General features: G+C 65.7%; 28 protein-coding genes and 3 pseudogenes. 9 read left to right on the top strand and 22 right to left on the bottom strand.

Going from position 1 to position 25,809, the window contains the following annotated elements; translation table 11 throughout:
* Positions 1-244: 244 nt before the first annotated feature.
* Both QSJ40_RS04500 and QSJ40_RS04495 read left to right on the top strand, forming a co-directional pair.
* A complete protein-coding gene (locus tag QSJ40_RS04500) occupies positions 245-742 on the top strand; it encodes an RNA polymerase sigma factor (RefSeq protein WP_285729166.1) in 498 nt (165 codons plus the stop codon).
* On the top strand, positions 739-1,374 hold the full coding sequence (locus QSJ40_RS04495; RefSeq protein WP_285729163.1) for a methylated-DNA--[protein]-cysteine S-methyltransferase: 636 nt from the start codon (positions 739-741) through the stop codon (positions 1,372-1,374). Before QSJ40_RS04500 ends, QSJ40_RS04495 begins: the two co-directional genes overlap by 4 nt.
* A 34-nt stretch (positions 1,375-1,408) precedes the next feature.
* Here QSJ40_RS04495 and QSJ40_RS04490 read toward each other — a convergent pair whose 3' ends face one another.
* The 3 genes from QSJ40_RS04490 to QSJ40_RS04480 form a co-directional block, all read right to left on the bottom strand.
* Positions 1,409-1,591, bottom strand: coding sequence for a hypothetical protein (locus QSJ40_RS04490; protein ID WP_206389870.1), 183 nt, complete (start codon positions 1,589-1,591; stop codon positions 1,409-1,411).
* Between the two features lie 65 nt (positions 1,592-1,656).
* Positions 1,657-2,469, bottom strand: a complete 813-nt coding sequence (locus QSJ40_RS04485) for an LLM class flavin-dependent oxidoreductase (RefSeq protein ID WP_285729160.1) — start codon at positions 2,467-2,469, stop codon at positions 1,657-1,659.
* Between the two features lie 39 nt (positions 2,470-2,508).
* Positions 2,509-2,898: a heavy metal-responsive transcriptional regulator gene (locus QSJ40_RS04480; protein WP_042529932.1), complete on the bottom strand. Its 390-nt coding sequence runs from the start codon at positions 2,896-2,898 to the stop codon at positions 2,509-2,511.
* A 106-nt stretch (positions 2,899-3,004) separates the two neighbouring features.
* Between QSJ40_RS04480 and merA the strand changes: the two genes are divergently transcribed.
* Both merA and merT read left to right on the top strand, forming a co-directional pair.
* Positions 3,005-4,429, top strand: coding sequence for a mercury(II) reductase (merA, locus tag QSJ40_RS04475; RefSeq protein ID WP_061225165.1), 1,425 nt, complete (start codon positions 3,005-3,007; stop codon positions 4,427-4,429).
* Positions 4,430-4,439: 10 nt separating this feature from the next.
* Positions 4,440-4,781 carry a mercuric ion transporter MerT gene (gene merT, locus QSJ40_RS12880; RefSeq protein WP_131797935.1) on the top strand — a complete coding sequence of 114 codons (342 nt, stop codon included), beginning with the start codon at positions 4,440-4,442 and terminating at the stop codon, positions 4,779-4,781.
* 18 nt (positions 4,782-4,799) lie between these two features.
* Here merT and QSJ40_RS04470 read toward each other — a convergent pair whose 3' ends face one another.
* The 8 genes and pseudogenes from QSJ40_RS04470 to QSJ40_RS04435 all read right to left on the bottom strand — a co-directional run bounded on the left by QSJ40_RS04470 (position 4,800) and on the right by QSJ40_RS04435 (position 11,258).
* Entirely contained in the window at positions 4,800-5,687 is an 888-nt protein-coding gene (locus tag QSJ40_RS04470) for an ABC-2 transporter permease (protein WP_038989747.1), read from the bottom strand.
* 412 nt (positions 5,688-6,099) lie between these two features.
* Positions 6,100-6,561 (bottom strand): annotated as a pseudogene (locus QSJ40_RS12875) (relaxase/mobilization nuclease domain-containing protein); the annotation flags it as partial.
* Positions 6,558-7,148, bottom strand: a complete 591-nt coding sequence (locus QSJ40_RS04460; RefSeq protein ID WP_035123391.1) for a hypothetical protein — start codon at positions 7,146-7,148, stop codon at positions 6,558-6,560. The pseudogene QSJ40_RS12875 and the gene QSJ40_RS04460, both read right to left, overlap by 4 nt.
* Positions 7,145-8,566 carry a Rep family protein gene (locus QSJ40_RS04455; RefSeq protein WP_053446999.1) on the bottom strand — a complete coding sequence of 474 codons (1,422 nt, stop codon included), beginning with the start codon at positions 8,564-8,566 and terminating at the stop codon, positions 7,145-7,147. The genes QSJ40_RS04460 and QSJ40_RS04455 overlap by 4 nt, the downstream gene beginning before the upstream one ends.
* A 318-nt stretch (positions 8,567-8,884) precedes the next feature.
* A complete protein-coding gene (locus tag QSJ40_RS04450; protein WP_035123395.1) occupies positions 8,885-9,133 on the bottom strand; it encodes a helix-turn-helix domain-containing protein in 249 nt (82 codons plus the stop codon).
* Positions 9,133-9,345 (bottom strand): hypothetical protein, encoded by a 213-nt coding sequence (locus tag QSJ40_RS04445; RefSeq protein ID WP_053446998.1) that lies wholly within the window; start codon positions 9,343-9,345, stop codon positions 9,133-9,135. The genes QSJ40_RS04450 and QSJ40_RS04445 overlap by 1 nt, the downstream gene beginning before the upstream one ends.
* A 182-nt stretch (positions 9,346-9,527) precedes the next feature.
* The gene (locus tag QSJ40_RS04440; RefSeq protein ID WP_126855856.1) at positions 9,528-10,964 is read right to left on the bottom strand and encodes a recombinase family protein; all 1,437 of its coding nucleotides are present in this window, start codon (positions 10,962-10,964) and stop codon (positions 9,528-9,530) included.
* A gap of 42 nt (positions 10,965-11,006) precedes the next feature.
* Positions 11,007-11,258 (bottom strand): LLM class flavin-dependent oxidoreductase, encoded by a 252-nt coding sequence (locus QSJ40_RS04435; RefSeq protein WP_285729131.1) that lies wholly within the window; start codon positions 11,256-11,258, stop codon positions 11,007-11,009.
* Positions 11,259-11,468: 210 nt separating this feature from the next.
* Here QSJ40_RS04435 and QSJ40_RS04430 point away from each other — a divergent pair.
* The 3 genes and pseudogenes from QSJ40_RS04430 to QSJ40_RS04420 form a co-directional block, all read left to right on the top strand.
* Positions 11,469-11,714: pseudogene (locus QSJ40_RS04430) on the top strand (amidohydrolase family protein); the annotation flags it as partial.
* Positions 11,715-11,890: 176 nt separating this feature from the next.
* Positions 11,891-12,520 (top strand): isochorismatase family protein, encoded by a 630-nt coding sequence (locus QSJ40_RS04425; RefSeq protein WP_053446994.1) that lies wholly within the window; start codon positions 11,891-11,893, stop codon positions 12,518-12,520.
* Between the two features lie 115 nt (positions 12,521-12,635).
* The gene (locus QSJ40_RS04420; RefSeq protein ID WP_285729125.1) at positions 12,636-12,974 is read left to right on the top strand and encodes a hypothetical protein; all 339 of its coding nucleotides are present in this window, start codon (positions 12,636-12,638) and stop codon (positions 12,972-12,974) included.
* A 56-nt stretch (positions 12,975-13,030) separates the two neighbouring features.
* Here QSJ40_RS04420 and QSJ40_RS04415 read toward each other — a convergent pair whose 3' ends face one another.
* The 8 genes and pseudogenes from QSJ40_RS04415 to QSJ40_RS04380 form a co-directional block, all read right to left on the bottom strand.
* Positions 13,031-13,942 (bottom strand): GNAT family N-acetyltransferase, encoded by a 912-nt coding sequence (locus tag QSJ40_RS04415; RefSeq protein WP_285729123.1) that lies wholly within the window; start codon positions 13,940-13,942, stop codon positions 13,031-13,033.
* Complete coding sequence (locus tag QSJ40_RS04410; protein WP_285729120.1) at positions 13,939-14,268, bottom strand: HigA family addiction module antitoxin; 330 nt, start codon at positions 14,266-14,268, stop codon at positions 13,939-13,941. The genes QSJ40_RS04415 and QSJ40_RS04410 overlap by 4 nt, the downstream gene beginning before the upstream one ends.
* Positions 14,228-14,509 (bottom strand): type II toxin-antitoxin system RelE/ParE family toxin, encoded by a 282-nt coding sequence (locus QSJ40_RS04405; protein ID WP_206389864.1) that lies wholly within the window; start codon positions 14,507-14,509, stop codon positions 14,228-14,230. Before QSJ40_RS04405 ends, QSJ40_RS04410 begins: the two co-directional genes overlap by 41 nt.
* A 158-nt stretch (positions 14,510-14,667) precedes the next feature.
* Positions 14,668-15,447: a BPL-N domain-containing protein gene (locus QSJ40_RS04400; RefSeq protein WP_352156052.1), complete on the bottom strand. Its 780-nt coding sequence runs from the start codon at positions 15,445-15,447 to the stop codon at positions 14,668-14,670.
* 605 nt (positions 15,448-16,052) lie between these two features.
* Positions 16,053-17,183 (bottom strand): NAD(P)/FAD-dependent oxidoreductase, encoded by a 1,131-nt coding sequence (locus QSJ40_RS04395; protein ID WP_285729117.1) that lies wholly within the window; start codon positions 17,181-17,183, stop codon positions 16,053-16,055.
* Positions 17,184-17,325: 142 nt separating this feature from the next.
* Entirely contained in the window at positions 17,326-17,628 is a 303-nt protein-coding gene (locus QSJ40_RS04390; protein WP_094450912.1) for a putative quinol monooxygenase, read from the bottom strand.
* On the bottom strand, positions 17,625-18,194 hold the full coding sequence (locus QSJ40_RS04385; RefSeq protein WP_285729109.1) for a type 1 glutamine amidotransferase domain-containing protein: 570 nt from the start codon (positions 18,192-18,194) through the stop codon (positions 17,625-17,627). The genes QSJ40_RS04390 and QSJ40_RS04385 overlap by 4 nt, the downstream gene beginning before the upstream one ends.
* A 71-nt stretch (positions 18,195-18,265) precedes the next feature.
* A pseudogene (locus QSJ40_RS04380) lies at positions 18,266-18,406 on the bottom strand (IS3 family transposase); the annotation flags it as partial.
* A gap of 226 nt (positions 18,407-18,632) precedes the next feature.
* On the opposite strand from QSJ40_RS04380, the gene QSJ40_RS04375 reads away from it, so the two are divergent.
* Together QSJ40_RS04375 and QSJ40_RS04370 are read left to right on the top strand one after the other, a co-directional pair.
* Complete coding sequence (locus tag QSJ40_RS04375; protein ID WP_024291015.1) at positions 18,633-18,878, top strand: type II toxin-antitoxin system prevent-host-death family antitoxin; 246 nt, start codon at positions 18,633-18,635, stop codon at positions 18,876-18,878.
* Positions 18,879-18,881: 3 nt separating this feature from the next.
* The gene (locus QSJ40_RS04370) at positions 18,882-19,139 is read left to right on the top strand and encodes a type II toxin-antitoxin system RelE family toxin (RefSeq protein WP_024291016.1); all 258 of its coding nucleotides are present in this window, start codon (positions 18,882-18,884) and stop codon (positions 19,137-19,139) included.
* Between the two features lie 616 nt (positions 19,140-19,755).
* On the opposite strand, the gene QSJ40_RS04365 is transcribed toward QSJ40_RS04370, so the two are convergent.
* The 3 genes from QSJ40_RS04365 to QSJ40_RS04355 are packed head-to-tail and all read right to left on the bottom strand — an operon-like array spanning position 19,756 to position 25,657.
* The gene (locus QSJ40_RS04365; protein ID WP_285729105.1) at positions 19,756-22,890 is read right to left on the bottom strand and encodes a type I restriction endonuclease subunit R; all 3,135 of its coding nucleotides are present in this window, start codon (positions 22,888-22,890) and stop codon (positions 19,756-19,758) included.
* Entirely contained in the window at positions 22,887-24,092 is a 1,206-nt protein-coding gene (locus QSJ40_RS04360; RefSeq protein WP_285729103.1) for a restriction endonuclease subunit S, read from the bottom strand. Before QSJ40_RS04360 ends, QSJ40_RS04365 begins: the two co-directional genes overlap by 4 nt.
* Positions 24,089-25,657, bottom strand: a complete 1,569-nt coding sequence (locus tag QSJ40_RS04355) for a type I restriction-modification system subunit M (protein ID WP_285729101.1) — start codon at positions 25,655-25,657, stop codon at positions 24,089-24,091. The genes QSJ40_RS04360 and QSJ40_RS04355 overlap by 4 nt, the downstream gene beginning before the upstream one ends.
* Positions 25,658-25,809 lie beyond the last annotated feature (152 nt).

Below are 25,809 nucleotides of genomic sequence, written 5' to 3'. Positions count from 1 at the left end.
GCTTCGCGAGGCCGCGCAGAGTCCCGATGGGGACCGCCGCAGATCTGCTTGACTGCCTTCATGACGATCGTCGCTGTGCGCTTCTCCCACCTCGACAGGCCAGACCCGCTGGATGCCGAGCGCGTGATCGAGCAGTGGCGCCCCACCGGGGGCACATGGCTCTGACCGCGCACGGGCGTTCGCAGAATCTTCTCGCTCCGGACCTCACATCTCACCCATCCCGCGCGTCTTCAGGGCGATGACGATGAATCAGCCCTTCGATCAAGCAGTCCAGCGGCACGGCGAGACCGTGCTGCGGGTCTGCCGCGCCGTGCTCGGGCCAGGCCCCGACTCCGACGACGCCTGGTCCGAGACATTCCTGGCCGCGCTGCAGGCATGGCCCGAGCTGCCCCAGGACACGAACGTGGAAGCCTGGCTGGTGCGGGTGGCCCACCGCAAGGCGATCGACATCACCCGGGTCCGCGGGCGGCAGGCGATCCCCACCGACGCGCTCCCCGAGCGAGGCGCCTCACAGGAGCTGCCCGGCGACGACGGGCGCGAGGTGTGGACGGCCGTGGCCGCACTGCCGCAGCGGCAGCGCCTGGCGATCGCCTATCACTACCTCGGCGGCCTTCCTCATGCTGAGACCGCACGGATCATCGGCGGCAGCGCAGAAGCGGTGCGCCGAGCGGCCTCCGACGGCCTCAAGAACCTGCGTCACGGCATGGGCGCGGACCACCCCACGAGAGGAGCCTCCCGATGACCGAGAAGACCCCGACGCCCTGCCCCGGCGACGACCTCGCGACCGAGCGGGACACGCTGTTCCCGATCGAGTCCTCTGCGGTGGCGGATCTGCGATCGCGCCTGTCGGCGCAGGCCGGCGAGCGGGGGCTGGTCGACGTCGCCTATCGCACCCTGGAGACCCCCGTGGGTCCGCTGCTGCTGGCAGCGACCGAGACGGGGCTGGTGCGTGTGGCCTTCGAGCGCGAGGGCTTCGACGCCGTGCTGGAGTCGCTCGCGAAGCGGATCAGTCCGCGGGTGCTGGAGGCGCCGCACCGCCTGGATGCTGCGGCGGTGGAGCTCGACGAGTACTTCGCGGGCCGCCGTCACAGCTTCGATGTGCCGCTGGACTTCGCTCTGTCCTCGGGGTTCCGCCGCAGCGTCCAGACCAGTCTGCCGGGCATCGACTACGGGCGCACCCGGTCCTACAAGGAGATCGCCGAGCTCGTCGGCAGCCCCCGGGCGGTCCGCGCGGTCGGCACGGCGTGCGCGACCAACCCGCTGCCGGTCGTGCTGCCCTGCCACCGCGTGCTGCGCTCCGACGGCGGCCTGGGCGGATACATCGGCGGACTGGAGGCCAAGACGGCGCTGCTCTCGTTGGAGAAGGCTGCCTGAGCGCTTCAACGGGCACCCCTCCGCGACGCAGACCTCACTCCGGACGAGTCCGCCCCTCCTCGACCTCTCGGACCAGCGCGGCGTCCTGGTCCTGGAGCACTCGGACATCCACCGACTCGATGCCCCAGAACGGCCCCTGAGCGCCGACGACCGGGAACTTCTCAGCCCCCTCCGACACAGCCAGGCGATAGAGCTCGAGGAGGCTCTCATCCGGCACGTCATTCGCCCTCGCCAGGGCCTCGAGCATCGGCGGCGTCAACGACGGGTGCGGCCGGGGACCGATCAGCCGATCGGGTACCCGGTGACCGGGCCCTGGGCGTTCGGCTCCCAGCCGAGCTCCGGAGCCACGTGCTCGGCGAAGCTGCCCAGCAGGTTGAGGTTCAGCTCCGGACCCATGTGGGCGGGGATCGTGAGCATCAGGGTGTCCGACTCCATGACGGCGGCGTCGGCCTTGAGCTGCTCGACCAGCCGGTCCGGCTCGCCGACGTAGGACTTGCCGAAGGTGCTGCGGAAGCCGTCGATGATGCCGATCTGGTCCTGGCCCTCGCGCTGCAGCTGCCCGTACAGCGCCTGGTCCTCGGCGGTGACGATCGGGAAGATGCTGCGGCTCACGCTCGTGCGCGGAGTCCGGCTGTGGCCTGCGGCCTTCCACGCCTCCCGGTACTGCTGCAGCTGCTCGGCCTGGAGGTCCGAGAAGGCGGCGCCGGTGGCCTCGGTGAGCAGGGTCGAACTCATGAGGTTCACACCCTCGTGCCCGGCCCACTCGGCCGTCTCGCGGCTGCCGGCACCCCACCAGATCCGCTCGTCCAGACCCGGCGAATGCGGCTCGACGCGCAGCCGCATGCCCCGTCCGTGCTGGGCGGGATCGGCGTCGACCATCGTCTCCCCTCGCACGGCCGACATCAGCTGATCGAACTTGGGGCGGGCGATATCTGCACCGCGCGGGTCGGTGGAACCGGTGTAGCCGAAGGCCTCCCAGCCGCGCAGCGCCGGCTCGGGCGATCCGCGGCTGATGCCGATGGCCAGGCGCTGATCGCTGAGCAGATCCAGCGCCCCCAGCTCCTCGGCCAGATAGAGGGGGTTCTCGTAGCGCATGTTCGTGTTATGGCTCTCGTTTTCTCGGTCCGCGTCCCTCTACAGGTACCGGCAGACCTGGTCTGGGCTGCATGTGTCGGGGTCCGGGTGCGCGGCGTCGTGCCGGAGGTCGGCGATGGTGCCGTGCAGGGCGGTGAGCTGGGCGATCTGCTGCTCGATCTCGGCCAGGCGCGCGTCGAGGAGGTCTCGCACGTGCTCGCAGGGCGCGTGGCCGCTGTCGCGGATGTCGAGGATTTGGCGGATCTGGGCGAGGGTGAGGCCTGCGGCCTGGCCACGGTGAACGAAGTCGATCCGGGCGACGGCGTCGGGCGCGTAGTCGCGGTACCCGGATGGCGTCCGGTCGGCCGGGGGCAGCAGTCCCTGCTCTTCGTAGAACCGGAGCGTCTTCGAGGTGGTGCCCGCGCGTTCGGCGAGTTCTCCGATGCGCATTGCGGCCTCCGATCATTCGGCAGGGGCCACGCTTGACCTTCCCCTGCACTGGAAGGTCCAGTATGGCTGAAACGGAACAGAAGTCCAAGCCTTGACGGGAGCAGCGATGCCTACGAAGTACGATCTCGCCATCATCGGATCGGGCGGCGGAGCGTTCGCCGCCGCGATTCGCGCGACCATGCTCGGGAAGTCGGTGGTGATGATCGAGCGTGGCACGCTCGGCGGCACCTGCGTGAACACGGGCTGCGTGCCGTCGAAGGCCCTCATCGCCGCCGCCGATGCACGGCACGTCGCCGCCGACGCCGCCGACCGGTTCCCGGGGATCGCGACGACGGCAGGCCCAGTGGACATGCCCGCGCTGATCGCCGGGAAGCAGGCGTTGGTCGAGACGATGCGGGGCGAGAAGTACGCCGACGTCGCCGATTCATACGGGTGGCACGTCCGGCGGGGAGACGCCGGGTTCGCGGGCACCCCGGACGCGCCGGTGTTGGAGGTCACCGCCGCAGACGGAGCGGTCGAGACGATCGAGGCCGAGCACTACCTGGTCGCCACCGGTGCGCGGCCGTGGGCTCCGCCGATCGACGGCCTGGACGAGGCCGGGTACCTGACCTCGACCACGGCGATGGACCTGACCGAGGTCCCCGAGTCGATGCTGGTGCTCGGCGGCGGCTACGTTGCCCTGGAGCAGGCGCAGCTGTTCGCCCGCCTCGGCTCCCAGGTCACCGTGCTGGTGCGGTCCCGGCTCGCGTCGAAGGAGGAGCCGGAGGTGTCCCGGACACTGCAGGAGGTGTTCGCCGACGAGGGCATCCGGGTGGTCCGCCGCGCGGTGCCGACCCGGGTGTCCCGGGACGCGGCGACCGGGCAGGTCGTGGTTACCGCGGACGTGTCCGGCGGCTCGCAGGAGTTCCGCGCCGACCAGGTGCTCGTCGCCCTCGGACGCCGTCCCGTCACCGACGGCTTGAACCTCGATGCGGTCGGGGTGAAGACCGGGGACTCCGGCGAGGTGGTCGTCTCCGACCATCTGCAGTCGTCGAACCCGCGGATCTGGGCCGCGGGCGACGTGACCGGGCACCCGGAGTTCGTCTACGTCGCGGCCCACCACGGCACCCTCGTCGCCGAGAACGCGTTCGCCGACGCCGACCGGTCCGTCGACTACTCCCATCTGCCGCGGGTGACGTTCACCGGACCGGCGATCGGCGCGGTCGGGATGACCGAGAAGGAGGTCGTCGCCGCTGGGATCCGCTGCGACTGCCGCGTGCTGCCCCTGGAGTATGTGCCCCGGGCGGTGATCAACCGCGACACCCGCGGGTTCATCAAGATCGTCGTGAACGCCGATACGAGCGAGATCCTCGGCCTCACCGCCGTCGCCAAGGACGCCGGGGAACTCGCCGCCGCAGGCGTCCACGTGCTCGGCAAGACCATCGCCGAAGTCGCCGACGCCTGGGCCCCCTACCTGACCATGACCGAAGGCATCCGGATCGCCGCGAAGTCCTTCACCACCGACCCGTCACTGCTCTCGTGCTGCGCATGAACGGCAACGCATGCAATCGGGGAGATCTCATCCGGAAGAGGTGCAGACGATGAGCGCCGATCACGACCGCGACGAACGGCGCGCCGGTCCCATCGTCGCCGCAGGGACCGGGCTGCTCCTACTGGCATGCTGCGCGCTTCCGTTGCTGCTCTGCTGCGGCCTGCCGCTCATCGCGGCGGGCGGAGCACTCGCAGGCGTCGGAGGGCTCCTCGGCAATCCCTGGATCATCGGTGCCGGGATCGCCGTCGCGATGGCCGTCACGGCCGGGATGCTCGTCAGGCTACGGCGGCGGCACCGAGGCCGCAGGACTGGCTGCTGCGAAAATCCTTCGACTGCTGATCGGAACCGGTAGCTCGATCGGATCCAGCCATCACCGCCAACGGGGCCACCTCGGCATCCCGCGGCCCTTCCAGGTCTCCACGAGACCGGCGACCCAGCGGACGGACGCGAAGAGTCCGTAGCCGGCCCCGGCGAGGCCCATGGAGACCACGAGCCAGCGACCGATCCCGAGCCACACGCTCCCGTCCACGTCGAGGGCCCACTGAGCGCCCGTGATAAGCCCGGCGACGGCCATCCAAACACCCGCGACGATCACTGCGACCGGCAGCAGCGCGAGGCACATCGACGCGGCGACAGACCAAAGCTGACGGGCCTCCAGCTTCGCCGTTGTGGCGATGATCTTTTCGGCCCGCTCGTTCGCGGCGTCAATCTTGGCTGTTGCCACGGCCCCGGCGTCGGCAGCGGCCCTCTCGATCGACTGCACAGCCTGATCCCGGGCCGTGCTGATCGCGCTCGTCGCCTCGGCGCTGGCTTGGGTGATCGACTCCCGCCAGGCCTTCTGCGCACCGTTCGCGGCCCGCTCGAACTTAGCCCGGCTCTCATCGAGATGCTTGGCGGCAGCCTCGGACTTAGAGGCTGAGCCCTTCAGACTCTCCCCGTTGAGGTTCACGCTCATACCCGCGAGAGTGGACGCGATTCCGGCGAGCAGTTCGCTGTTCTCGTTCGACTCCGGCGGCGGCGACGTTGAGGTCAGCTGATGCGAGATCGCGGAGAGCTGCTTCTCCTGCTCCTCGCTGTCCACCTTCACGAACCCCGCGAGCTTCTTCTGCTGCTCGGTCAGCGTGGCGATCCTCGTATTCTGCGCCTCGACGGCGGCGAGGATTGAGGTCAACAGCTCCATCGTCTCCGGACTGCCGAGCGGTTGCGGCGACTGCACGGGCCCGTTCTGCTGCTTCAGCCTGTCGAGTGCTGCGCTCATGTTCCTGCTCCTTCTGCTGCTGGTGGTAGTCGAAGAACGCCTGCGCGCCCTCCGGGGTGAAGTCCGCCGAGAGTGCGCTCGTGCGCTTGCGGCGCTCGGCACGCCCGGACTCGCCGCGGCGGTCCTCGATGTAGAGCGTCCAGGTCTCCTGCCCGGCGCGTTTGCCCTTCTTGCTGACGGGGCTGTGCAGCCGCATCCGTGGCACCCGATCCCCGTCATCACCGAGCTGCTGGTTCTGCTCCTCGATCACCGAGACCAGACCGGCCTTGTCCACCGCGCGGGGATCGGCCAGCGCCGCACTCATCCGGTCGCCCATCTCGCGGTCGAGCGACCCCTCGGCGAAGTCTTCGCGGCGCAGCTCCCAGTCCTTCGGCGCGTGCTCCAGCCGCTTCACGACCGAGAGCCCGTGCTCGCGCATCAGCTCGTCGTTCGCCGACTGCACGCCCTTCTGATTCCCGGCCTTGCGGTCGTGGAACGTGCGATAGTCCGAGAGCGCCTTTCCCGTGCGGTTGTTGTGATTGAGAACCAAAATATGGTTGTGCGGCTTCTTTCCCCGCCCATCCACATGACTGACGACGAGGCAGTCGGAATCCGGGTGCATCTTCTTGGCGAGCTGGTAGCCCAGGTCGTTCACCCGCCGCACGTGTTCGGGGTTCTTCGGGTCGAACTCCTCGTCGCTGAACGACTGGCGGTAGTGCAGCGCCTCGACCTCGCGCGTCGTGTTCTGCGTGAGCGCCCGAGCGCGCGCCGAGAACGCGCCGGGGCCTCCCGGCACATCGCACGTGATCGCGACGCCCCGCTCGTCCTCCTTGCCCCGGATATAGCGCTCCGTGTCGGCGGCGCTGGCGCTCGGGCTGTAGTGCGTCGTGCTCATGACGCCGTCCGATCACCGAGCAGGGCGCGGACCTCGCGCAGCAGCTCGATCAGCTCGGGCACCTCCGACGACAGCGCCACCGCCTCACCGGCACGTGCTCGGTGGTCCAGGTCGTTGACGTTGATCGCCAGCGGGCGGATCTGCGCGGCCAGCTCGCGCGCGTCCGCCGACACCTGCGCGCGCGCCTCGACGCCGAGCAGGTGCGCGGCCACGGCGGCGTCCAGCTCCTCGCTCCGAGAGGCGTGGAGGGCATCGCGCACGACGGCCCGCACCCACGTGCTCGGAGCCAGCCCGAGCCGCTTCGCACGAGTGCGAAGCGCCGCGAGCGTGGCCTCTCCGAAGTCGGTATCGAGCTTCGCGCGGCCCCCACGACGACGCTTCGCGCCGCCGTGACTCTGCCGCACAGCCTCCGCATCAGCCCGACCCGTGTTCACCTGGGAGTCGGTCTGCTGCTCCACCTGTACGCCAGAGTGGCAAGCAGTAGGCATGTCAGACACATCGCTGACGCTCGTGTCCTCCATGCCTGCTTGCGAGGGGCCTCCGGCCCCCTCGACCCCCTGGAAGAGCGCGTCCAGTTCGGTGCTCATGCGGCACCTCCGATCAGTGCCAGCGGCACGTCCGGACTCCGCACGGCGAGCCCGCTCAGCAGCTCCGCGACCGCGCCGTCCGCGTCGTGGTCGGCCGAGGTCTCCGGACCGTAGGTCAGTTCCCGTGACCCGGCGTTCCGGTGGTACGCGTTCCCGTACATGCCGGGCGTGTGCGCGGCGGCCGGAACGCTGCACTGATGCCACTCGTAGGGCTCGATCCTTCCGATGTGCTGCACGAGGTAGCGGTTGATCTCGTCGGCACGGTAGACCTTCACGACCGAGGCCAGGCGGCGGATGAACTGGTCCAGCGCCTCGTCCACGTTGCCCTTCTGGCGGGCGTAGTAGAAGAACTCGACCGGCTCGATCGTCGCCGTAATCACGATGAGGCGCGGAGCCACCTCGCCCTTGTTCTTGTACCGAGCCTTCGCAGGCGAGGCGTTATACGGATCGAGCAGCAGCAGCCAGTCGTTCGCGTCCATCGCCGAGGCGCGCAGATCGTCGAGCAGCAGCACTTCCTCCCCGCGCCAGTCATCGAGGGGGTTCCCCGTGGCGGCCCGGTAGACCTGCCACCGCTCGCCGTGGGCGTTCGCCGCGTTGATCGCCTCGGTGATGAAGTCCGTGGCGAACCGGGTCTTGCCGATACCGGCATCCCCGTGCACGAATACCACGTGCGTCGAGAACTCACCGGCGCGGAGCTTCGCCGCCGCCCGGTACGCGCGGCGTTGACCGTAGGCGGACAGGGCATCGTCGATCTCCCGCTGATGCCGCGAGTAGATGTCGAACAGTTCATCGGTAAGCATGATCTGATCGCGCGTGATCTCGCCCTGGAGCACGCGCTCGCGCATGTCCTCGAAGTTCTCGGCGACGACCTTCTTCTTCACGTGGGCGCGACCCTTGAGCCACGTCTCCCGGCGCTGGGCGTCGATGCCGAGGTAGTCCGGCCCGCGCACCGTGGCGACCTCCGAAGGCGCGTACTGGTGCTTGTCCGCGTACTTCACGTGCGTCAGGTACGAGAGCATGTTGTCGAAGGCGTACCGCCCGCGACCGGGCTTCTCGACGTACTGCGGTTCGACGCCGATGCCAAACGCGAGCCGATCCAGAGGCGCGCTCTTCGCGCGGCTGGCGAACTTGATCACCGCGTGCAGGTGATCCGGCTTCGGCTCGACCACGAGGGTCTTCTCGGTGTCGCTCCAGACCTCGCGCTCGTCCTTATCGTGCACGATGCCGTAGGCCTCGACGACCTCACAGCCGATCGCCTCGAGCCGCTGCACCACGTAGGCGAGGATCGCCCCGGCTCCCTGCTGGAGCAGCGCGGCCCCGTTCGCGTCCTCGGCGGCCCAGGTCCAGTACGACGGATCGAGGTACTGCGTGAGCCCGATGCTCGTCGGGTTGTTCTCCTGCTTAGCCACGGCGACCACCGCCCAGGACGTCGGAAGGAGCGTGCGGCGCCTTAAATGACCCCCTATTGACCCCCAAATGATCCTGCGGGGTCACGCGGTGGAGCGAAGGCGAAACCGGCAGCTGACCAGGCATGTTGTTGCATGGCGCGGCAATCGACAAGCCCTTGCCGCGCCCGTAGGAACGGATGAGGCTTCCAGAACTCTTGGAGTGCGGAGCACGGATGAGGACGGGCATCACGACGACGGGCAGCCCGCCTCCGGCGGATGCCAGGCCAGGCCCATCGGTCGGGCTGGTCAGGTCAGCGGGAGCGGTGGCGCTGGTGCGTTCGGCGGCGTTCATCGGGCACCACCCTTGCGGTAACGCTTGATGACGGCCTGATGCGTGACGCCGAGGGCGTCGCCGATCTTGGCCCAGGTCACCCCGTCGGCGCGGGCATCGGCGACGGCCATCTCGACGGCCTCCTCCAGCACGGAGCGGAGCACGCCGAGGTCGTAGAGGTGCGCTTCGCTGTCGGCGAGGGTGGGGTCGCCCACACGCCAGCGGAAGCCGTTCACGTGGGCGAAGGCGGCGGAGTTGGCGCTCATCAGCGATCACCACCCATCACGGCGGCGACCGCGGCCCGCTGGCGCGGAGTCAGCGGCGTGCGGGCCAGGCGCTCACCAGCTCGGCGACCGGCGGCGAGGGCGGCAGCGATGACGGGATCGAGCCCATCAGCCTGCGGATCGGGGGTCGAATCCTGGTCGAGCCCAGGGCAGTCCAGCGCAGATGCGCGGGGAGCGTCGATAACGACAGACATCGGAAGTCCTCAAACATGAGTGTGCTTCCGGTTCCCCGCCATGGTAATTGGGCTGTTTGACCGGCTACTCATCCGGGAGTAGTACCGCCAGCTTCAAAGTCTGGCCCCCGGTGGGATCTTCTTGTCTGCAACCATTCTCCCACGAGTCGACTCACCAGTCCACTGACGAGTCGACTCGCGTGTCAGTCGCGACGCGGCTCTATACGAATGAGGTCGGGGTCGAACTTCACGTGACCGGGCGCGATGGGCTCGATGGTCACCGTCACCAGCTCGTCCACGAGCATCCGGCGGCGGTCCACGTCCAACGTCTTCCACTTCGCCTCGACCACCTCGCGGCGCTCCGCGGTGCCGACCGGCTCGTCCACGTCCGCGAGCAACTTCGCCGCCACCGACACCGAACGGTCGAGCAGCTCCGCGTCGATCTCATCGATGCGGGCCTTCACGTCGTTGATCGCCGCCGTGATCTCCAGGACCGGCTGATGGATGTCACGCAGCAGCGGGCTCAGCTCCTTCACCCGCTCGACCAGGGCGTTCCGCTCCGTCAGCAACTCCTCGTGATCTGGCCCATCGTCCTCCTGCGGCATCACGAGGTTGTGCACATCCACCGAGGACAAGCGGGTGAGCACCGCCTCGGTCACCATCGCATCGACGGGCTCGCGCTGGCGGGTGAGATGGAACTGCTCGCCGCAGCGGTACGTCGGCTGCTTGCGACTGTTCGTCCCGGAGACGAGCGTCGCGCCGCACTTCCCGCACAGCCCGATCGTGGACAGAAGGTACTTCGGCTGGTTACCCTGCCTCGCCGACCTTCGCACGTTGTCCTCCAGCTTCGCCACCGCGGCCCGCCACGTTTGCTCGCCGACGATGGGCGGGAACGCGTCGCCCTGCACCGGGTACAGCTCGCCCGACGCGTAGTGCTTGATGTAGCCAGCGTAGAGCGGGTTCGCCAGGAGGTAGCGCACGGCATCGACGGAGAACTCCGACCCGCGGGCGGTGAGATGACCGGCACCGTTCAGATCCTCGCGGATTCGCCGGATCGACAGCGACGGCTCGCCGAGGAACGCGGCGAAGGCCCGCCGGACGGCGTCGGCCTCCACCGGGATCAGCTCGCCCTCTCGCGTCCACCCGAACGCCTTCCAGGCGCTCGTCGGGATGCCCTCGAAGCGTCGGCGCTCGTTCGACCTGATCTGACGCTCCGCCTTACGCCTGGCCTCGAACCGGGCCAGTGCCGCGAGCATCGTCGCTCGGAACTCACCGTCGGCCGTCGAGAGGTCGATCTCGCCGTCCACGGTGACGACCCGCAGCCCCAGGTCAATCAAGGTGTTGAGGTCCTTCGTGCTGCGCAGCAGCCGGTCCATGTCCACGGCGACCACCATCGAGAAGCGGCCCGCGCGGGCGTCGTCCAGCATCTCGGCCCAGCGGGTGCCAGCGCGGCGCTTCTTCGTCGCCGACACGGCGTTGTCCTCGTAGACCTCGACGACGTTCCAGTCCTTGGCCTCGGCCAGCGCCCTGATCTTCCTCAGCTGCGTATCGACCGTCCAGCGGTCGCCCTTGCGGTCCATGGAGGCGCGGACGTACGCGGCCACCTCGTTCGTCTTCCTCAGCGCTACCAGTTCGACCATGCAACCAAGCTTACGGAACGAGTGTCACAACCGCGACATGCTCTAGCGCATGTCGATGACGCTGGTGCCCACCTCGATGCGCTGCGTGCGTGCGGCGATGGCACTGAGCAGCGGCACCGGAGCCGCACCCTGCCGCGCGAAGTGGTGGACGCGGAAGTACGCGCCGTTGACGCCCATCTCGTCGGCACCCTCGGCGATCTCGACGGCGTCGTGGAGGACCTGACGCGCGTCGGGATCGCCGGGGCCGCGCCCGGAGCCGTAGTGACCGAAGCTGAGGAATCCGAATGCCTTCATGCCCCCGTCAACCTGGTGGACGTGTCACGTATTCCCGGGGTGCTCGAGCCGACTCTTGACCGCGCCCTCGGGCACTCGCACGATGAGTTGGGCAGCCTCAGCGCTCCCCTGCCGTTTCGCCATCTCCGGCCCTGCGGGCGGGCAAGGATGCTCTCCGATGGATCACGCCACTCCCATCAGCGCCCCTGCACGCCACGGAGGAGCAGCTGAGGCCGCGCCGGCGGCGCGGTCGTGTCCGGATCGTTCCAGGCCTTCGACCAGGGGTATCTGATCGACGCGCTGGCCGCGCTGGGCCCCACATTCGCGGGGGTCACGCAGATCCCCAGCGACACACCCGACGACGACATCCGGGCTCTGCACGACGCCGGCGTCCGAGCCGTGCGGTTCGACATCGCGCGCGGCGGCTCCGCGGACCTCGACGACCTGGAGACCCTGGCCCGCGGCGTCCACGACCTCGAGCGCATCGCGCAGTCGCTGAGCCCGGAGCAGGTCTCCGCCGTGTTCTGGGACAACGCCGCCGATCTCTACCTCGGGTCCGCGCACTGATCTGTGGGAACTGGCAGACGGCCGCGACGTGGGTCTGCGACGATGGCGGGAAACACGAGCGCGCATCTTCAGAACAGGAGCCCGTCATGACCGCACCTCGCCGTGCCCTCATCGTCATCGACGCCCAGCAGGAGTACTTCGATGGCCTTCTGCCGATCCAGCACCCGCCCCGCGAACAGTCGCTCGCTCGCATCCGGTCGACCATTGAGGCCGCTGAGAGCGCCGACATCCCCGTGGTCCTGGTGCAGCACGAGCTGCCCGAGGGCGCTCCGATCTTCGCCTCCAGATCGGCCACCGTCGGGAACCACCCTGAGATCGCGGCCTTCGAGGACCGGGCCGCCAAGCGCGTCAGCAAGCAGTTCTCCAGCGTCTTCGCCCAGACCGGACTGGCGGAGTGGCTGCGCGAGCAGGACGTCGACACCGTCACCCTGGTCGGCTACATGACCAACAACTGCGTCATCGGCTCGGCCGTCGGCGCCGAGCCGCTCGGATTCGCCGTCGAGGTCCTCTCCGACGCCACCGGCGCGATCGACATCGCCAACGGCGCCGGCCGCGCCTCCGCCCAGCAGGTGCACGAGACGCTCATGGCCCTGCTGCACTCGAACTGGGCCGCCGTCGCTGACACTGACGCGTGGATCGCTGCCATTCAGGCCGGCCAGGCTCTGAGCAAGAGCGATCTCGTCACCTCTGCTGCAAACGGCCGCGCCGACGGCTGAGGAACCGAGGTCATCATGTTCCCGCAGCACCCCGTTCGGCGGAACCCCGGAGGCACCCGAACAGCGTCAGCGCACTGCGTCCCTCGATGAAGCCCTGACGGCCAAGCGCATGCCGATGGAGAACAGGCCGCTGCTGCGCCGCATCACCTCGACGATCGGGATCCGCGGATACGAGCTCACGACCGGATACATCAAGGCCATCCGCGGCGACGGCGGCCCCGCCCTGCACATCCACCCCGGATACACCGGCGGCTTCTCCTCGGAAGGCGAAGCTATGGAAGCCGCCGGAGACGTCGAACGATGGTTCTACGAGCGTCGCAAGCTGTGGTCTGTCCTGCACCCGGTGCACAGCATCGGCGACACCACCGGAGTCTGCGATGACTGCGGGTGGGAAGCATCTTCCGAGAGACGACACCAGCTAGAACCGACAGCCTCGGAATCGGTACCAGGGTGATCTGCGGGCCCTGAACCAGGCCGTTCAATCCTGATGGATCGCTCTGTTCGCAGCTGTCACGCCCTGGCCACTGCATCGAGTGCCGCGTACGCAGCCCGCATCTCCTCGGTCACGTCGTCGCCCAGGGATTCGATCTGGCGGAGCGTCGGCTGGCGACCGTTGATATGAGGGATACATCTCGTCGCAGCCTCGATATCGGCAGCTGGGACCTCGCGCGCGAGCACGATCTGCTCAGCGATGTCACCCAGCGGCTTGTTGTTGGTGCGCACCAGACCCCTCCCTCGGAGTTCGGAGACGATGGCTGCCTCCAGCTGCAGCAGATCCTTCACGCGCAGCGCTGAGAGGTCTGACGGCTCCGTCGTCGCCGCATCTCCCGAACGTGGACTCAAGGTCGGGGCCGTATCGGATTCCGGCACTGACGGATGTGTCGCGACTATGAGTTGATCCTCGTCCTCGGTCAGATCGATGTGCATCTCGCAGTCGGGCACGAAAACACCGCGCACCTGATTCTCCGAGTTCTCACGATCGACGACGAAACCGAGCCTCTCGAAGACTGCCCGAGCGGCCCGGCTCGCATACGTGGTCACCTGGGGCACTCCGTTCCGCCGGGCATGATCGAGAACCGCCGAGACCAGAGCACGCGCCACCCCACGCCCACCAGCGTCCGGGTGGACGAACAGCATGTCGAGAAGGCCGCCGTCGCAAAGGTCCGCGAACCCGACGATGCGGCCCTCCGACTCGGCCACGATCGTCCATGCCCGCTCGCGGCGCTCATTCCATGACGCCAGGTCGACGTCGCCGCCCTGGCCCCAGGCCTCGATCTGCGCCGGATCGTAGAAGCGCGCCGCAGTGCCGCGGATCGCCCTGTCGAAGACGTCGCGGGTGGAGTGGGCATCGTCTGGCCGGTACTGCCGGACGATGATCCCGGCAATAGGGCGATCGGGGTCCGTCGGGAGCTTCCGAGTCACGCTGCTTCGAGTGGAGTGATCGCTGCGATCTGCTCGGCCGCCCGGTCCTGCGCGAGCTCAAGGTCGAAGTGAGCCTGCAGATTGAGCCAGAACTGGAGGTCGATACCGAAGTACCGCCCAAGCCGCAGCGCTGTGTCAGCAGTGATCGCCCGCTTGCCGTGCACAATCTGGTTGATGCGCCGCGGTGGGACGCCGATGGAGACAGCCAGCTTGTGCTGCGTGATCCCGAAGCCTTCGATGAAGTCCTCCATGAGGACCACACCGGGGTGGATGGGATCCCGCTTGTCAGTGATAGTCGACGAGTTCGACAACCTCAGCACCTCCATCGCTCCGGGGGAAGCAGATCCGCCACTGATCATCGACTCGAATGCTGTGCTGCCCCGACCGGTCGCCTTTCAGCGACTCCAGCCGATTGCCGGGAGGCACACGCAGCGAGTCGAGAAAGCGGGCGGCGTGGATCTGCGTCAGCTTTCGAAGGACCGCCTTCTGGACACGGGGATCAACCGATGGCACCTTGTCGCCATTCCAGAGCCGCTCAGTCGCCTTGTCGGCGAAGGACCTGATCACGCGACCAGCGTGGCAGGCTTAACGCATCGCATCAATGACGTCAGACGTTAAACCGAAACTCCACGGCGTTTCGCAGCTGGAGTGAGCCTTCGGAGGACAAGAGTGGGCTTTGTTACTCCCCCTTGGGCCAATTGTGTCGCACTTGGCCGTCCCGACGGTCAGCTGAGAACCCGTTTGACGAGCGGGAGCGCATATCGCCAGTCGTCGCCGTCTTGATCAAAGAGATCGGCGTCCTCGAACCAGGTTGCGTCCGCCTCCGGATGAGGGCCGATCAAGCCCACACTTCCATCGCCAAACCGATAACACGCGGCGGCGAGGTCGCCTGTCTCGTAGTGGGCGTAGGCCTCAGCGCCGTCCCCAGGCAACCGCGCGCCCTCTTGAAAGTAGGTCCATCGCAACGTGTCGCCCCACGTGACTGCCACCACATCATCCGTACTATCTTTCACAGGGAAGTCGGGAACGCCCACCTCCCCCTCGACGGATTCACTGAAAAAGCCGAAGCCCTCGCTCCCTGCGAGATATGCACCCATGCAGATGCCGAGGTAGCTACCGCCGGTAGCCACAAAGTCACTCACCCCGCGGATGAAATCCGCAGGAAAACTCTGGGCAGCGGCACGAATATCGTCCCCACCGCCGGGCTGAGCGTAGAGAGCGACTCCAGAAAGGGCACTTGATTTGAGAGGGGATTCTTCATGCGGGCCGATAAACGCAACGTCCATACCAAGCGGTGATTGCGACAGTCGCTCAGCAAGAGTTTCCGAGCATCCTGCGCACCCCGCCGGGCCGCGGTACACGAGGGCGATCCGCGCATCCGGAGTCTCGTCGTCGTTCCTGCTGATTGGTGCACATCCGTTCGCTAGCCCAGCGAAAGGGACCGTCAGCAGCCCCGCGAGGACCGACCGGCGCGACCGTCCAGCAGGTAATTCGAACGTACCCATACGTCAATGCTAGGTGGGCTTGGTCTACTGCCCAAAGCGACCGGTGCAGCCTGCTCCTGGCCTCTGATCGTTGAACGCGGCCCGAAGTCAGGGGCTGCTGCTCGGATGGGTGACATTGGATCGTCACGCAGCCTGGTCGGCTGGCTCAAAGTTCGTCTGCAGGTCTGGTTTCGACGCCGGGGAGCGGTGACCGGCTCTTCGCACACGAGGATGTGGGGCTCGCAGTAGCGCGGGTCCTTGGGTTCGACCCACGAGTACGTGAATCGGCCCGGGTTGATGCCGCTGCTGTTTGAGTCCGGAAGGATGGACAGCAGCGGCATCAAACCCGGGCCGATTCACAACCTGACGGCTAGGTCCGAACCCCGCACTGCGACGCGGTTTCATCATCCCGCGCCGGGTCGCACCGCGAGCGGATCCCGCAGTGACGGATCCCGCTGCGGCACCTCCGCGTACCGATCCTCACGATGAAGACACCCCATGACAAGGTGGTTGAGCCTGTGACTGCTGTCCAGCCGCGACTTTTGGGTTGACCCAGGGCGGGCTGCCGTTGTCCTCGACGAGGAGACGTTTACCCATTGAGTGCGTCCGTTCTGGGGTCAGGCGAACTATCGCAGGGCTTCGCCGAGGCGAGCGGCGGGCGTGAGGTCGGCGGCGAGACCGCCGCCGGTCGCAGCCCGGGCAAGAGCGCGACCCAGCGCAGGTGCCTGCTTGAACAGATTGTGACCGGCCACAAAAAGGACAGGGCCTGCCTCCCACACGGCCACGCCGTCCTCGCTCCATGGGAGGTCGGTCACCCAGCAGTGAAGAAAGTCGCGCGGCTCTGGGTGGAGACCTGGCAGCGCCCGTGTCACGTATTCGCGCGCGCGTTCGTCCAGCGATCGAATCGCCGCAGGGTCGATGAACGTTCCGTCGTCGCGGACGCCGACGGTGTCGCTGAGTCCGACCGAATAACTGCTGTTGCCCGGTAGCGGCGTCGCGTACACGCCGACTTCGCCGAAGACGCCGCTGCTGTCCTGCAGGCACGCGACTCGTGCCGGGGCGGCGGCTTTCACGTCGAAGGTCAGCCGGACGTGTGCGGCAAGGCGAACCGGCAGCGACAGGCCGACGCTGCGGGCCAGGCGGGCGGTTTCGCGGCCGGCGCACACGACCACCTTGGAGTAGACAGCCCGGTCGGTGACGCTGCGCACCTCGACCGTCCCATCGCCGCGGGGATCGATGGAGATGACCTCTGCGGTGGTGATGGCATCTCCGAGGGCACCCGCGAGTGCCGTGATCGCGGCGCGGGTGCGGATCGCGCCGCCCGACTCGTCGAGCACCGCTGGCCCCGAGTACCCAGCGAGCAGCGGCATTCGCTGGGCGAGCTCGGCTGCCTCGATCTCGTGCGCTTCCACGCCGCCGACCTGGTCGAGCACCCGCAGCCGCGTCAGGGCGCTGTCGCCGATCGCCACGACGCCGTCTGATGAGACCAGCTCGACGTCGAAGTGTTCGGCCCACTCATCCCATATACCGCGGCTTTCGCGCGCGAAAGCGACGAGTCGCGGGTCGTCGTGGGCATGCCGGAAGATCCGCGACTCGCCCGCGGACTGGCCCGCTCCGGGCAGACCGGCCTCGTACAAGCGCACCGGTACGCCCTGCTCCCGCAGCGCGTACGCCGTAGACAGACCGACGATCCCGCCCCCGATCACTGCTACCTCGGGTAAACGCGTCGGGGCAACGTCGTCGTCAGTTCCTGTCATCGCGGTTCCTCGATCTGTTAGGGATGTGAGATAGACCTCAAAAGTAAGGGGCCGCTGCCACGACGTCAACGGGCTGTGTCAGCCCGAAGTCACCGCGCGCAACGACCCCTCACGTCGGGGTCAGTACTCTCGGTCTGTGGTGTCAGGCGGGAAGTTTGGAGCCCAACACGTCGAGCTTCTCGATCGTCGGTTCGGAGAACAACGCACCGGTCTGCTCGCCGAGAGCTACCGCAACAGGGCCGGACAGGTGAGCGTCACGTCCGGCGTCATCGGGGAACACGTCGAAGATCCCGAAGGAGGAGGGCCCGAGGCGGATCGCGAACCACGCGGTGGTCGCCGGCTCTTCCTCAACAAGCGCACGTCCGCTGTCAAGGAACTCCTTCACGTCGTCCTCCTTGCCGGGCAACGCGTCAAACCTGACCAGCAATCCCTTGGTCACACTCATGATGTCTCCTCTTCCTTTGTCGTGGTGCCCGCGAGTTGGGACACGATCGCCTCGGAGAACGCCGGCAGGTCCTCCGGCGAGCGGCTGGTGATGAGATTCTTGTCGACCACGACCTCCTGGTCGACGACGTTCGCGCCGGCGTTGCGCAGATCCGTGCGGATGCTCGGGAAGGACGTCAGGGTGCGACCGGTGGCCACGTCGGCATCGATCAACGTCCACGGTCCGTGACAGATCGCCGCCACCGGCTTGCCGCTCTCGACGAAGTCCCGGACGAAGGCGACAGCGTCCTCGTCGATCCGGAGCTTGTCGGGGTTCACCGTGCCGCCCGGAAGCACCAAGGCGTCGTAGTCGGCCACCGAGGCCTCAGCCACCAGCCCGTCGAAGCCGAACGTCCCCGCCGGATCCAGGTCGTTCTCGCGGGCCTGGATCTCGCCCTCATCGACCGAGAGGACCCCGGTCCGAGCGCCGGCCCTGTCCAGAGCCTCGCGTGGTTGCTCGAGTTCGACGCGCTCGACCCCGTCCGCGGCGAGGATCGTGACTCTCTTGCCCTGCAGATCTACTGCCATGTCAGTTGGGTCTGCTGCACGATCCGGTGACATCTTGACCCGCCCTACGGTTTGGTTTCCACTCTTGGTCGCTAGCTTCCGGTGGTGGTGAGTGCCCGCGAGGTGCGGGCGAGGTCGTAGTCGTGGGGTGTCGCGTACTCGATGGAGCAGTGCCGTCGACGACGGTTGTAGAACACCTCGATGTACTCGAAGATCGCGTTCGCGAGCTCGATCTCGCCACCCTGGGCCCAGGCCCCGATCTGCACGGGATCATGGAATCGCGCCGCCTTGCTTCGGACCGCCCGACGGAGCTGTCCGCGACGATCGCCTGCAAGCCTCTCCAGACGGTTGGTTCCCCGGCGGGATCCTCAGGTCCTCGACATCCCGATCACGGCGCCGGGCAGAGCGGCCCCTGCAAGTGACCATCACGCCATCTTGTACAAGATGTACCATCAGGACATGACTTCCGTGACGCTCTCCGACTTCCGCAGCCGCCAGGCCGATCTCATCGCCGCAGCACAGCGCGAGCCCGTCGAGATCACCTCGCGCGGCGCTGGTCGTCGCGCGGTCGTCGTGTCCCCGGAGTTCTACGATCGCGCACTCCAGGCGTTGGAAGATCAAGCCGACATCCGTGCTGCGGCGGCCGCGCGTGAAGAGACCGAGCGCGTCTCCCATGAGGATCTGGTCGCCGAGCTCGGACTCTGATCCGTGGCGTATCGCGTCACCTACGTCGCCTCGGCGGCGAAAGCCCTTCGGAAGCTAGATCGTCAGACCGCCCGACGTATTCTCGAGGCACTCAACGCCCTTGCTGATGATCCTCGCCCACCCGGTTGCATCAAACTTCAGGGCGGCGAGGGCGAGTTGCGCATCCGAATCGGCGACTACCGAGTCGTCTATGACGTCGTGGATGATGAGCTGGTCGTGCTAATCCTCCGGGTCGGGCACCGCAGAGAGGTCTACCGATGAGCGGCCACGGATCTCGGAGCATCGCTGACGCGCGCCGGAGCGCCCAGACCATAGGCCTCACCAGCGACTCCACCCGGGCCCTCATCGCCCATCTCGCGGCGCAACATCACCTCGAGGGCAATGTCCCCTGGGCACCGTCGCCCCCGCAGCACGGCGGCTGGCGACCAGTTCCTGACGGAGTTCGCAGAGGAACTCACCCGGTCGCGAGGGTGAACGGCGACTCGCTCACACGTTGAACCGGAACTCCACCGAGTTCCGATGATTTCGGAACATTTGGCGCTAAGGCTGTCCCGTAGGCCGCCGTATGACCTGGAACCAAGCTATCACCCGGGGTTCTGGCAGAGTCGCGAGGGTGCCAGCCGGCGCGCCACTGGACGGCTTGGCATGGCTACCCGACTCCCTCTACCGAGATGGGAGGTTTGGCCTACCGCCAACGCTGACCCAGTACGGACACTCGCCGTCGTGGTTCCCCCAGTCGCACGCGTGAGGGCCCTCGTGGTGGTGCCAGCCGCCGAAGCGACCAAGCTCCTCAGACCAGTGCTCACAGCGGATGACCTTCGGCGCGCGCTCGGGGTTGTCCTCGGTCATGAGCCCATGATCCCACTCATTGCGGGCCTCAGTCCCTAGACTCTTGATCCCCCGAGGCAAGCCCGCGGAACCGCTCAAAGAATCTGGAGAGCGCTTCGATGACCCGCTTCTTCTTGTCGCCGTGGTTGGACTCGCGGTTGAACCGTGACACTGGCTGCAAGATGCGGGTGATCTCAGTTCCCGCCGTGCGCAGCTGTCCGTCCCGGAACGCCTCATCCACGAACGACTGCGTCTCCTCCAGCTTGAGCTTGTGCGCTTCGATGAGCTCCTGAAGCTCAGCCTCGCGCTTCGCGGAGATATACGACTGCCACTGCTCCTCGACCGCGCCCTGCAGCGACACCGACTCGACGAAGTCCTCGACGAGATCGCGCTTGCTTCGCAGGGTCGGGCTCGCATCGACAGCGCGCGTGATCTCGGCGCGGACTTCTTTGTCCTCTCCGTCGCCCTTCTCGGCGCGAAGCTTCTCGACGAGCATGAGGATGTAGTCGACGTTGATCTCGACCTGCTTGACGAGTTCAATCTCGAACACGACGTCCTCGTTGATGACTTCTCTGTCGCCGTCACGATCGCGCGTGAACTCATCGCGGAGCCGCAGGTAGATGCTGGTGTAGTCCTGCCGTTGCCGCTCGGTGAGTGGGTCGTTGCCGTCGAAGTCGTCGAAGGACGTGAGGATGTTCTGCAGCCGCAGGATCGTGCCGAACAGCTGGATGAAGTCCTTTTGCGCCTGATCCCCCACGATCTGCTGCCCGATCGGGAAGTGCGTGAGCAGTTCGGTGACCTTGTCGACGTACGCGCCGTAGTAGTCGCCGTACGGTTTCAACAGGACGACGCCGCGGGCATCCTTGTTGCCGAACAGTTCCAGCGCAGCGTTCGTCTCTTCCTCGAGATCGCGGAAGGCGACGATGTTGCCGTAGGTCTTCACCGAGTTGAGGATGCGGTTCGTGCGCGAGTACGCCTGGATCAGTCCGTGGGCACGCAGGTTCTTGTCGACGAACAGCGTGTTCAGCGTCGTCGCGTCGAAGCCGGTGAGGAACATGTTCACCACGATGACCAGGTCGATCTCGCGGTTCTTCATCCGCTGCGACAGGTCCTTGTAGTAGTTCTGGAACCGGTCGGCGCTCGTGTCGTAGCTGGTCCCGAACATGTCGTTGTAGTCCTGGATCGCGTCTTCCAGGAACGAGCGCGTGTCCAGGTCGAGCGCATCGGTGTCGAACGCTTCATCATCGAGGATGCCGTCGGCTTCGGCCTCATTCGCGCCGTAGCTGAAGATCAGCCCGACCTTCAGTCGCTTGTCCGGTGGCAGCTCCTCCATCTGCAGCTGGAACTGGTTGTAGTAACGGCGTGCGGCATCGATCGACGCGGTCGCGAACAGCGCGTTGAATCCGCGAACTCGTTTCCGCTCCTTGAGCGCCTCCGCCTGACGCCGGCCGCGTACCGAGTCGGCGACGTTCGTCACGACTCCGTGCTCGTAACTCGACGAGCGCTTCGTCTTCTGATCGAAGTGCTCCAGGGTGTATGCCACGACGTCCCGGATCCGACGCACGTCCAGGAGAGCTCGCTCACGGTCGATCGCTGACACCTGCGAGTCGTCGGGGTTTCCGACCTTGATGGTGTTGATGTAGTCGATCCGGAACGGAAGCACGTTTTTGTCTGTGATGGCGTCGACGATCGTGTACGTGTGCAGCTTGTCGCCGAACGCCTGCTCGGTCGTGCGCAGCTGGGGGTTGCCACCGCTGCTGGCGTTCGCGGCGAAGATCGGCGTGCCGGTGAACCCGAACAGGTTGTACCGCTTGAACGCGCGCGTGATGTCGGTGTGCATATCGCCGAACTGCGACCGGTGGCACTCATCGAAGATGATCACAGCGTGGCCCGAGAACACCGCGTGGCCCTTGTTCGCCTTGATGAACGTCGACAGCTTCTGGATCGTCGTGATGATGATCCGCGCACCGGAGTCCTCGAGCTGCTTCTTCAGCACCGCCGTGGATGTGTTCGAGTTTGCCGCGCCCTTCTCGAACCGGTCGTACTCACGCATCGTCTGGTAGTCGAGGTCCTTACGGTCCACGACGAACAGCACCTTGTCCACGCTCGGCATCTTTGATGCGAGCTGCGCTGCCTTGAACGAGGTGAGGGTCTTGCCCGAGCCGGTGGTGTGCCAGACGTATCCGCCGGCATCGAGTGTGCCGAGCGTCTTGTAGTTCGTCGAGATCTGGATCTTCTGCAGGATCCGCTCAGTCGCGACGATCTGGTACGGCCGCATTACCAGCAGGTCCCGATCCGCGGTGAGCACGCAGTACTTCGTCAGGATGTTCAACAGCGAGTGCTTCGCGAAGAACGTCTTCACGAACGCCGTCAGCTCGGCGATCGGCTTGTTGTTCGCGTCCGCCCACCAGCTGGTGAACTCGAACGAGTTGCTCGACTTCTTGCCCTTGCCGGCACCACCAGACTTCTTCTGCTCAGCCAGGTGCCTGTTTCGAGTGCTGTTGGAGTAGTACTTCGTGAGCGTGCCGTTGCTGATCACGAACAGCTGCACGTACTCGAACAGGCCCGAGCCGGCCCAGAAGCTGTCGCGCTGGTACCGGTTGATCTGGTTGAAGGCCTCCCGGATGTCCACGCCGCGACGCTTCAGTTCGATGTGCACCATCGGCAGCCCGTTGACCAGCACGGTCACGTCGTAACGGTTGGCATACTTCGCACCACCGTCGCTAGCGTCACCATCGCCGCGCGCGATCTCGTACTGGTTGATGACCTGCAGCCGATTGTTGTGGATGTTCGTCTTGTCAATCAGCGCGATGTTCTTCGTCGTCCCGTCATCGCGCCTGAGGATCTGGACGTGATCCTCCTGCACACGCACAGTCTTCTCGACGATGCCGTCGTTGGCACCGGCGACCTTGGTTGTGAAGAACTGCTCCCACTCGGAATCCGAGAAGGTCATCCTGTGGACCTTCTCGAGCTGAATGCGCACGTTCGCGACAAGCTCCGCCTCCGACGTGATCGGCAGGTAGTCGTACGCCTGCCCCTCAAGGAGTCGGATCATCTCCTTCTCGAGCCCAGACTCCGACTGATACGCATCAGCCTGCGACGGATCGTGAACATACTCAGCGACAACCGTACTCTCCGACGAGACAGCGATCGGATCGTACGTATGCGCCGGCGCATCACTCACGACGCCAGCTCCTTGAACGCCAACAGCCGATCACGATAGTGCTCGTACTGCTTACGACGAGCAGCGAGTTCAGCCGGGAGACCGATATTGATGTCGTTGACGAGTGCGTCGAACTTGTCGAGCATCTTAGCGATCCGATCCTGCTCTGCAAACGGAGGCACTAAGATCCGCGCTCGCAATAGATTAGAGTTGTACAGTCTCCTAATGGTTCCACCATCAGTAGCCCACTCGATCACTTTATACCAATGCTTCAAATATGCGTTCGTCACGATCGACTCGTCATGGTCAAGCCACACGATATTTGAATCTTGAAAGTACGCCGCCTCACCGTCGTAGACAACGGTGCGACCGATCGTGCCAGCCGCAGAGATCAGAACATCACCAGAGCTCGGGAAAGAGAACTTCTCACGATAAGAGTCGAACAAATCTCGTGAGATATATGCGTCAGGGTGACCACCGAATGTGCCGATTTTATAGAATGGTACGCCCCCACTGTCACGTGTCTCACTCTTGAAGACTCGTTTACACATCGCCACTCGACCAATGTCGCCAAGCGTGAACTCCTGCGCTTCATCTGCGCCAAATGAAAGCAAGTCATTAAAGTAGTAATCGTATTGGGCGCGTCGAGCTTCCAGCTCCGCTTCCAGCTCCGCTTCCAGCTCCGCTTCCAGCTCCGCTTCCAGCTGAGTGAACTTATCCAATAATCGCACGATCTCGCGCTGCACCTCGAGAGGCGGCACGGGGATTCGATAATTGAGAATCGCGGCTTTGTTTCCGCGCGGCATCTTGGCACCCTTTGCGTGCTGCATGTTGTATGCAAAGAAGGCGTCGGAGGAAAGCAAATAGTAGAGGAACTCAGATTCGACCTCGGCACGGGTCTCACGCTTGATCCGGATCGCTAGGACGTCGCCGCTACAGCCGCCTTCGTTCGTCGCTCGCCATACCTTCTTTAGGTACGGGCGAATATTTCCGAGCAGGATATCCCCTGCCTCGTAGGCGGTCAGACGGGCGGTGTTCGGCGGGTAACTTGCATCGACGCGACCGCCCTTCTCGGCGACGAGGTTATCGACGCCAACGAAGGTGGTTTCGTCGAGATCAGCGGCATCCACGCGCGTCGAGGAGTAATCGGCAACCTCGGAAAGCGCAACATGTCGAACGCCATCCGGGCACAGCTCCCGAATCAGTTCATCGATGCGGCTCACCTGGAGCCCTCCAGATCCGCCACGATCTCGTCAATCGCCGTGCGCAGCTCGGCCTGACGGGCAACGATGCGCGCGATCTCGGCGTTCAGATCTGTGATGTCGACTTCCTCGCGAGTATTCTCAGCCTCCACGTACGACGACACCGCGATGTTGTAGTCATTCGCCGCGATGTCCTCATTGCTGACGATCGTGGCGAAGTAGTCTTCAGGTTCGCGCGTCGTGAATGCGTCGAGGATCCTCGTCTGGTGCTCCTCGAGCAGTTTGTTCTTGTTGCCGACGCGCTTGAACTCCGCGGATGCGTCAATGAACAGCACGTCGCCGGACTTCTTCGACTTCTTCAGCACGAGGATGCAGGTCGCGATCGTCGTGCCGAAGAACAGGTCCGGCGGCAGCTGGATCACCGCGTCGACGTAGTTGTTGTCGATGAGGTACTGGCGGATCTTCTTCTCCGCTCCCCCGCGGTACAGCACACCGGGGAACTCAACGATCGCGGCCGTGCCGTTGACGGCGAGCCAGCTGAGCATATGCATCGTGAAAGCCAAGTCGGCCTTCGATTTCGGCGCGAGAACACCGGCCGGCGCGAACCGCTCGTCGTTAATCAGGAGCGGGTTGGCATCGCCCTCCCACTTGATCGAGTAGGGAGGGTTGGAGACGATCGCTTCAAACGGCTCGTCGTCCCAGTGCGCGGGGTCGAGGAGCGTGTCACCGTGGGCCAGATTGAAGTCCGCGTAGTTGACGTCGTGCAGGAACATGTTGATCCGCGCGAGGTTGTACGTGGTCAGGTTGATCTCCTGACCGTAAAACCCCTGGCGGACGTTGTTCTTCCCGAGCACCTTGTCGAACTTCAGCAGCAACGAACCCGAGCCGACTGCTGGGTCGTAGACCTTATTGACCTGCTTCTTTCCGACCACCGTGATGCGCGCCAGCAGCTCGGAGACCTCTTGCGGCGTGTAGTACTCACCACCGGACTTGCCGGCATTGGCCGCGTACATCTGCATCAGGTACTCGTAGGCGTCCCCGAACAGATCGATCGAATTGTCCTCCCACCGCCCCAGCGGCAGATCACCGATTGCGTCGAGCAGCTTCACCAACTGCTGATTGCGCTTCGCAACAGTCGATCCAAGCTTGTTGCTGTTGACGTCCAAGTCGTCGAACAAACCCTTGATGTCATCCTCACTGTCTGTACCCAGCGCGGACGCTTCGATGTTCTTGAAGACCCGCTCGAGCGTCTCATTGAGGTTCTCATCGCCCGCCGCACGCGCCCGGACGTTGACAAACAGGTCGGACGGCAGGATGAAGAAGCCCTTCTCGGCGACGACCTCGTCGCGCGCGAAGTCCGCCTGCGAGTCCGGCATCTGCGCGTAGTCGAACGACGCGTCACCAGCCTCTTGCTCGCCGCGATTGATGTACGCCGTGAGATTCTCGGAGATGAACCGGTAGAACAGCATGCCCAGCACGTAGGATTTGAAGTCCCACCCGTCGACGCTGCCACGCAGGTCGTTCGCGATCCGCCAGATCGTCTTGTGCAACTCAGCTCGCTGCGCCTCTTTGGTGGTCGGTGCCATCGGTCGTGCTCCTCCGCGCCACGGCGCAATCACAGTGTTGGGTTACTTGCTCTCACGATATCGGGTGCCGCTGACACTGGGGCTTCCCACATGATCACCGCGTCGCGTGGAACGCCACAGCCGCTGCGGCCGTCACGTTCAACGAGTCGACG

Source organism: Kocuria sp. NBRC 114282, assembly GCF_030268385.1.
GTDB lineage: Bacteria > Actinomycetota > Actinomycetes > Actinomycetales > Micrococcaceae > Kocuria > Kocuria palustris.
Note: the sequence above shows the minus strand (reverse complement) of the source record. Positions and strands in the feature narration are given on the sequence as shown.

Excerpts from the sequence above, each read along its gene's own strand:
- QSJ40_RS04500 (WP_285729166.1), top strand. The coding sequence starts at position 245 with ATGAATCAGCCCTTCGATCAAGCAGTCCAGCGGCACGGCGAGACCGTG.
- QSJ40_RS04495 (WP_285729163.1), top strand. The coding sequence starts at position 739 with ATGACCGAGAAGACCCCGACGCCCTGCCCCGGCGACGACCTCGCGACC.
- QSJ40_RS04485 (WP_285729160.1), bottom strand. The coding sequence starts at position 2,469 with ATGCGCTACGAGAACCCCCTCTATCTGGCCGAGGAGCTGGGGGCGCTG.
- QSJ40_RS04480 (WP_042529932.1), bottom strand. The coding sequence starts at position 2,898 with ATGCGCATCGGAGAACTCGCCGAACGCGCGGGCACCACCTCGAAGACG.
- merA (WP_061225165.1), top strand. The coding sequence starts at position 3,005 with ATGCCTACGAAGTACGATCTCGCCATCATCGGATCGGGCGGCGGAGCG.
- merT (WP_131797935.1), top strand. The coding sequence starts at position 4,440 with ATGCAATCGGGGAGATCTCATCCGGAAGAGGTGCAGACGATGAGCGCC.
- QSJ40_RS04470 (WP_038989747.1), bottom strand. The coding sequence starts at position 5,687 with ATGAGCGCAGCACTCGACAGGCTGAAGCAGCAGAACGGGCCCGTGCAG.
- QSJ40_RS04460 (WP_035123391.1), bottom strand. The coding sequence starts at position 7,148 with ATGAGCACCGAACTGGACGCGCTCTTCCAGGGGGTCGAGGGGGCCGGA.
- QSJ40_RS04450 (WP_035123395.1), bottom strand. The coding sequence starts at position 9,133 with ATGAGCGCCAACTCCGCCGCCTTCGCCCACGTGAACGGCTTCCGCTGG.
- QSJ40_RS04445 (WP_053446998.1), bottom strand. The coding sequence starts at position 9,345 with ATGTCTGTCGTTATCGACGCTCCCCGCGCATCTGCGCTGGACTGCCCT.
- QSJ40_RS04440 (WP_126855856.1), bottom strand. The coding sequence starts at position 10,964 with ATGGTCGAACTGGTAGCGCTGAGGAAGACGAACGAGGTGGCCGCGTAC.
- QSJ40_RS04435 (WP_285729131.1), bottom strand. The coding sequence starts at position 11,258 with ATGAAGGCATTCGGATTCCTCAGCTTCGGTCACTACGGCTCCGGGCGC.
- QSJ40_RS04425 (WP_053446994.1), top strand. The coding sequence starts at position 11,891 with ATGACCGCACCTCGCCGTGCCCTCATCGTCATCGACGCCCAGCAGGAG.
- QSJ40_RS04420 (WP_285729125.1), top strand. The coding sequence starts at position 12,636 with ATGGAGAACAGGCCGCTGCTGCGCCGCATCACCTCGACGATCGGGATC.
- QSJ40_RS04410 (WP_285729120.1), bottom strand. The coding sequence starts at position 14,268 with ATGGAGGTGCTGAGGTTGTCGAACTCGTCGACTATCACTGACAAGCGG.
- QSJ40_RS04400 (WP_352156052.1), bottom strand. The coding sequence starts at position 15,447 with ATGGGTACGTTCGAATTACCTGCTGGACGGTCGCGCCGGTCGGTCCTC.
- QSJ40_RS04395 (WP_285729117.1), bottom strand. The coding sequence starts at position 17,183 with ATGACAGGAACTGACGACGACGTTGCCCCGACGCGTTTACCCGAGGTA.
- QSJ40_RS04390 (WP_094450912.1), bottom strand. The coding sequence starts at position 17,628 with ATGAGTGTGACCAAGGGATTGCTGGTCAGGTTTGACGCGTTGCCCGGC.
- QSJ40_RS04385 (WP_285729109.1), bottom strand. The coding sequence starts at position 18,194 with ATGGCAGTAGATCTGCAGGGCAAGAGAGTCACGATCCTCGCCGCGGAC.
- QSJ40_RS04375 (WP_024291015.1), top strand. The coding sequence starts at position 18,633 with ATGACTTCCGTGACGCTCTCCGACTTCCGCAGCCGCCAGGCCGATCTC.
- QSJ40_RS04355 (WP_285729101.1), bottom strand. The coding sequence starts at position 25,657 with ATGGCACCGACCACCAAAGAGGCGCAGCGAGCTGAGTTGCACAAGACG.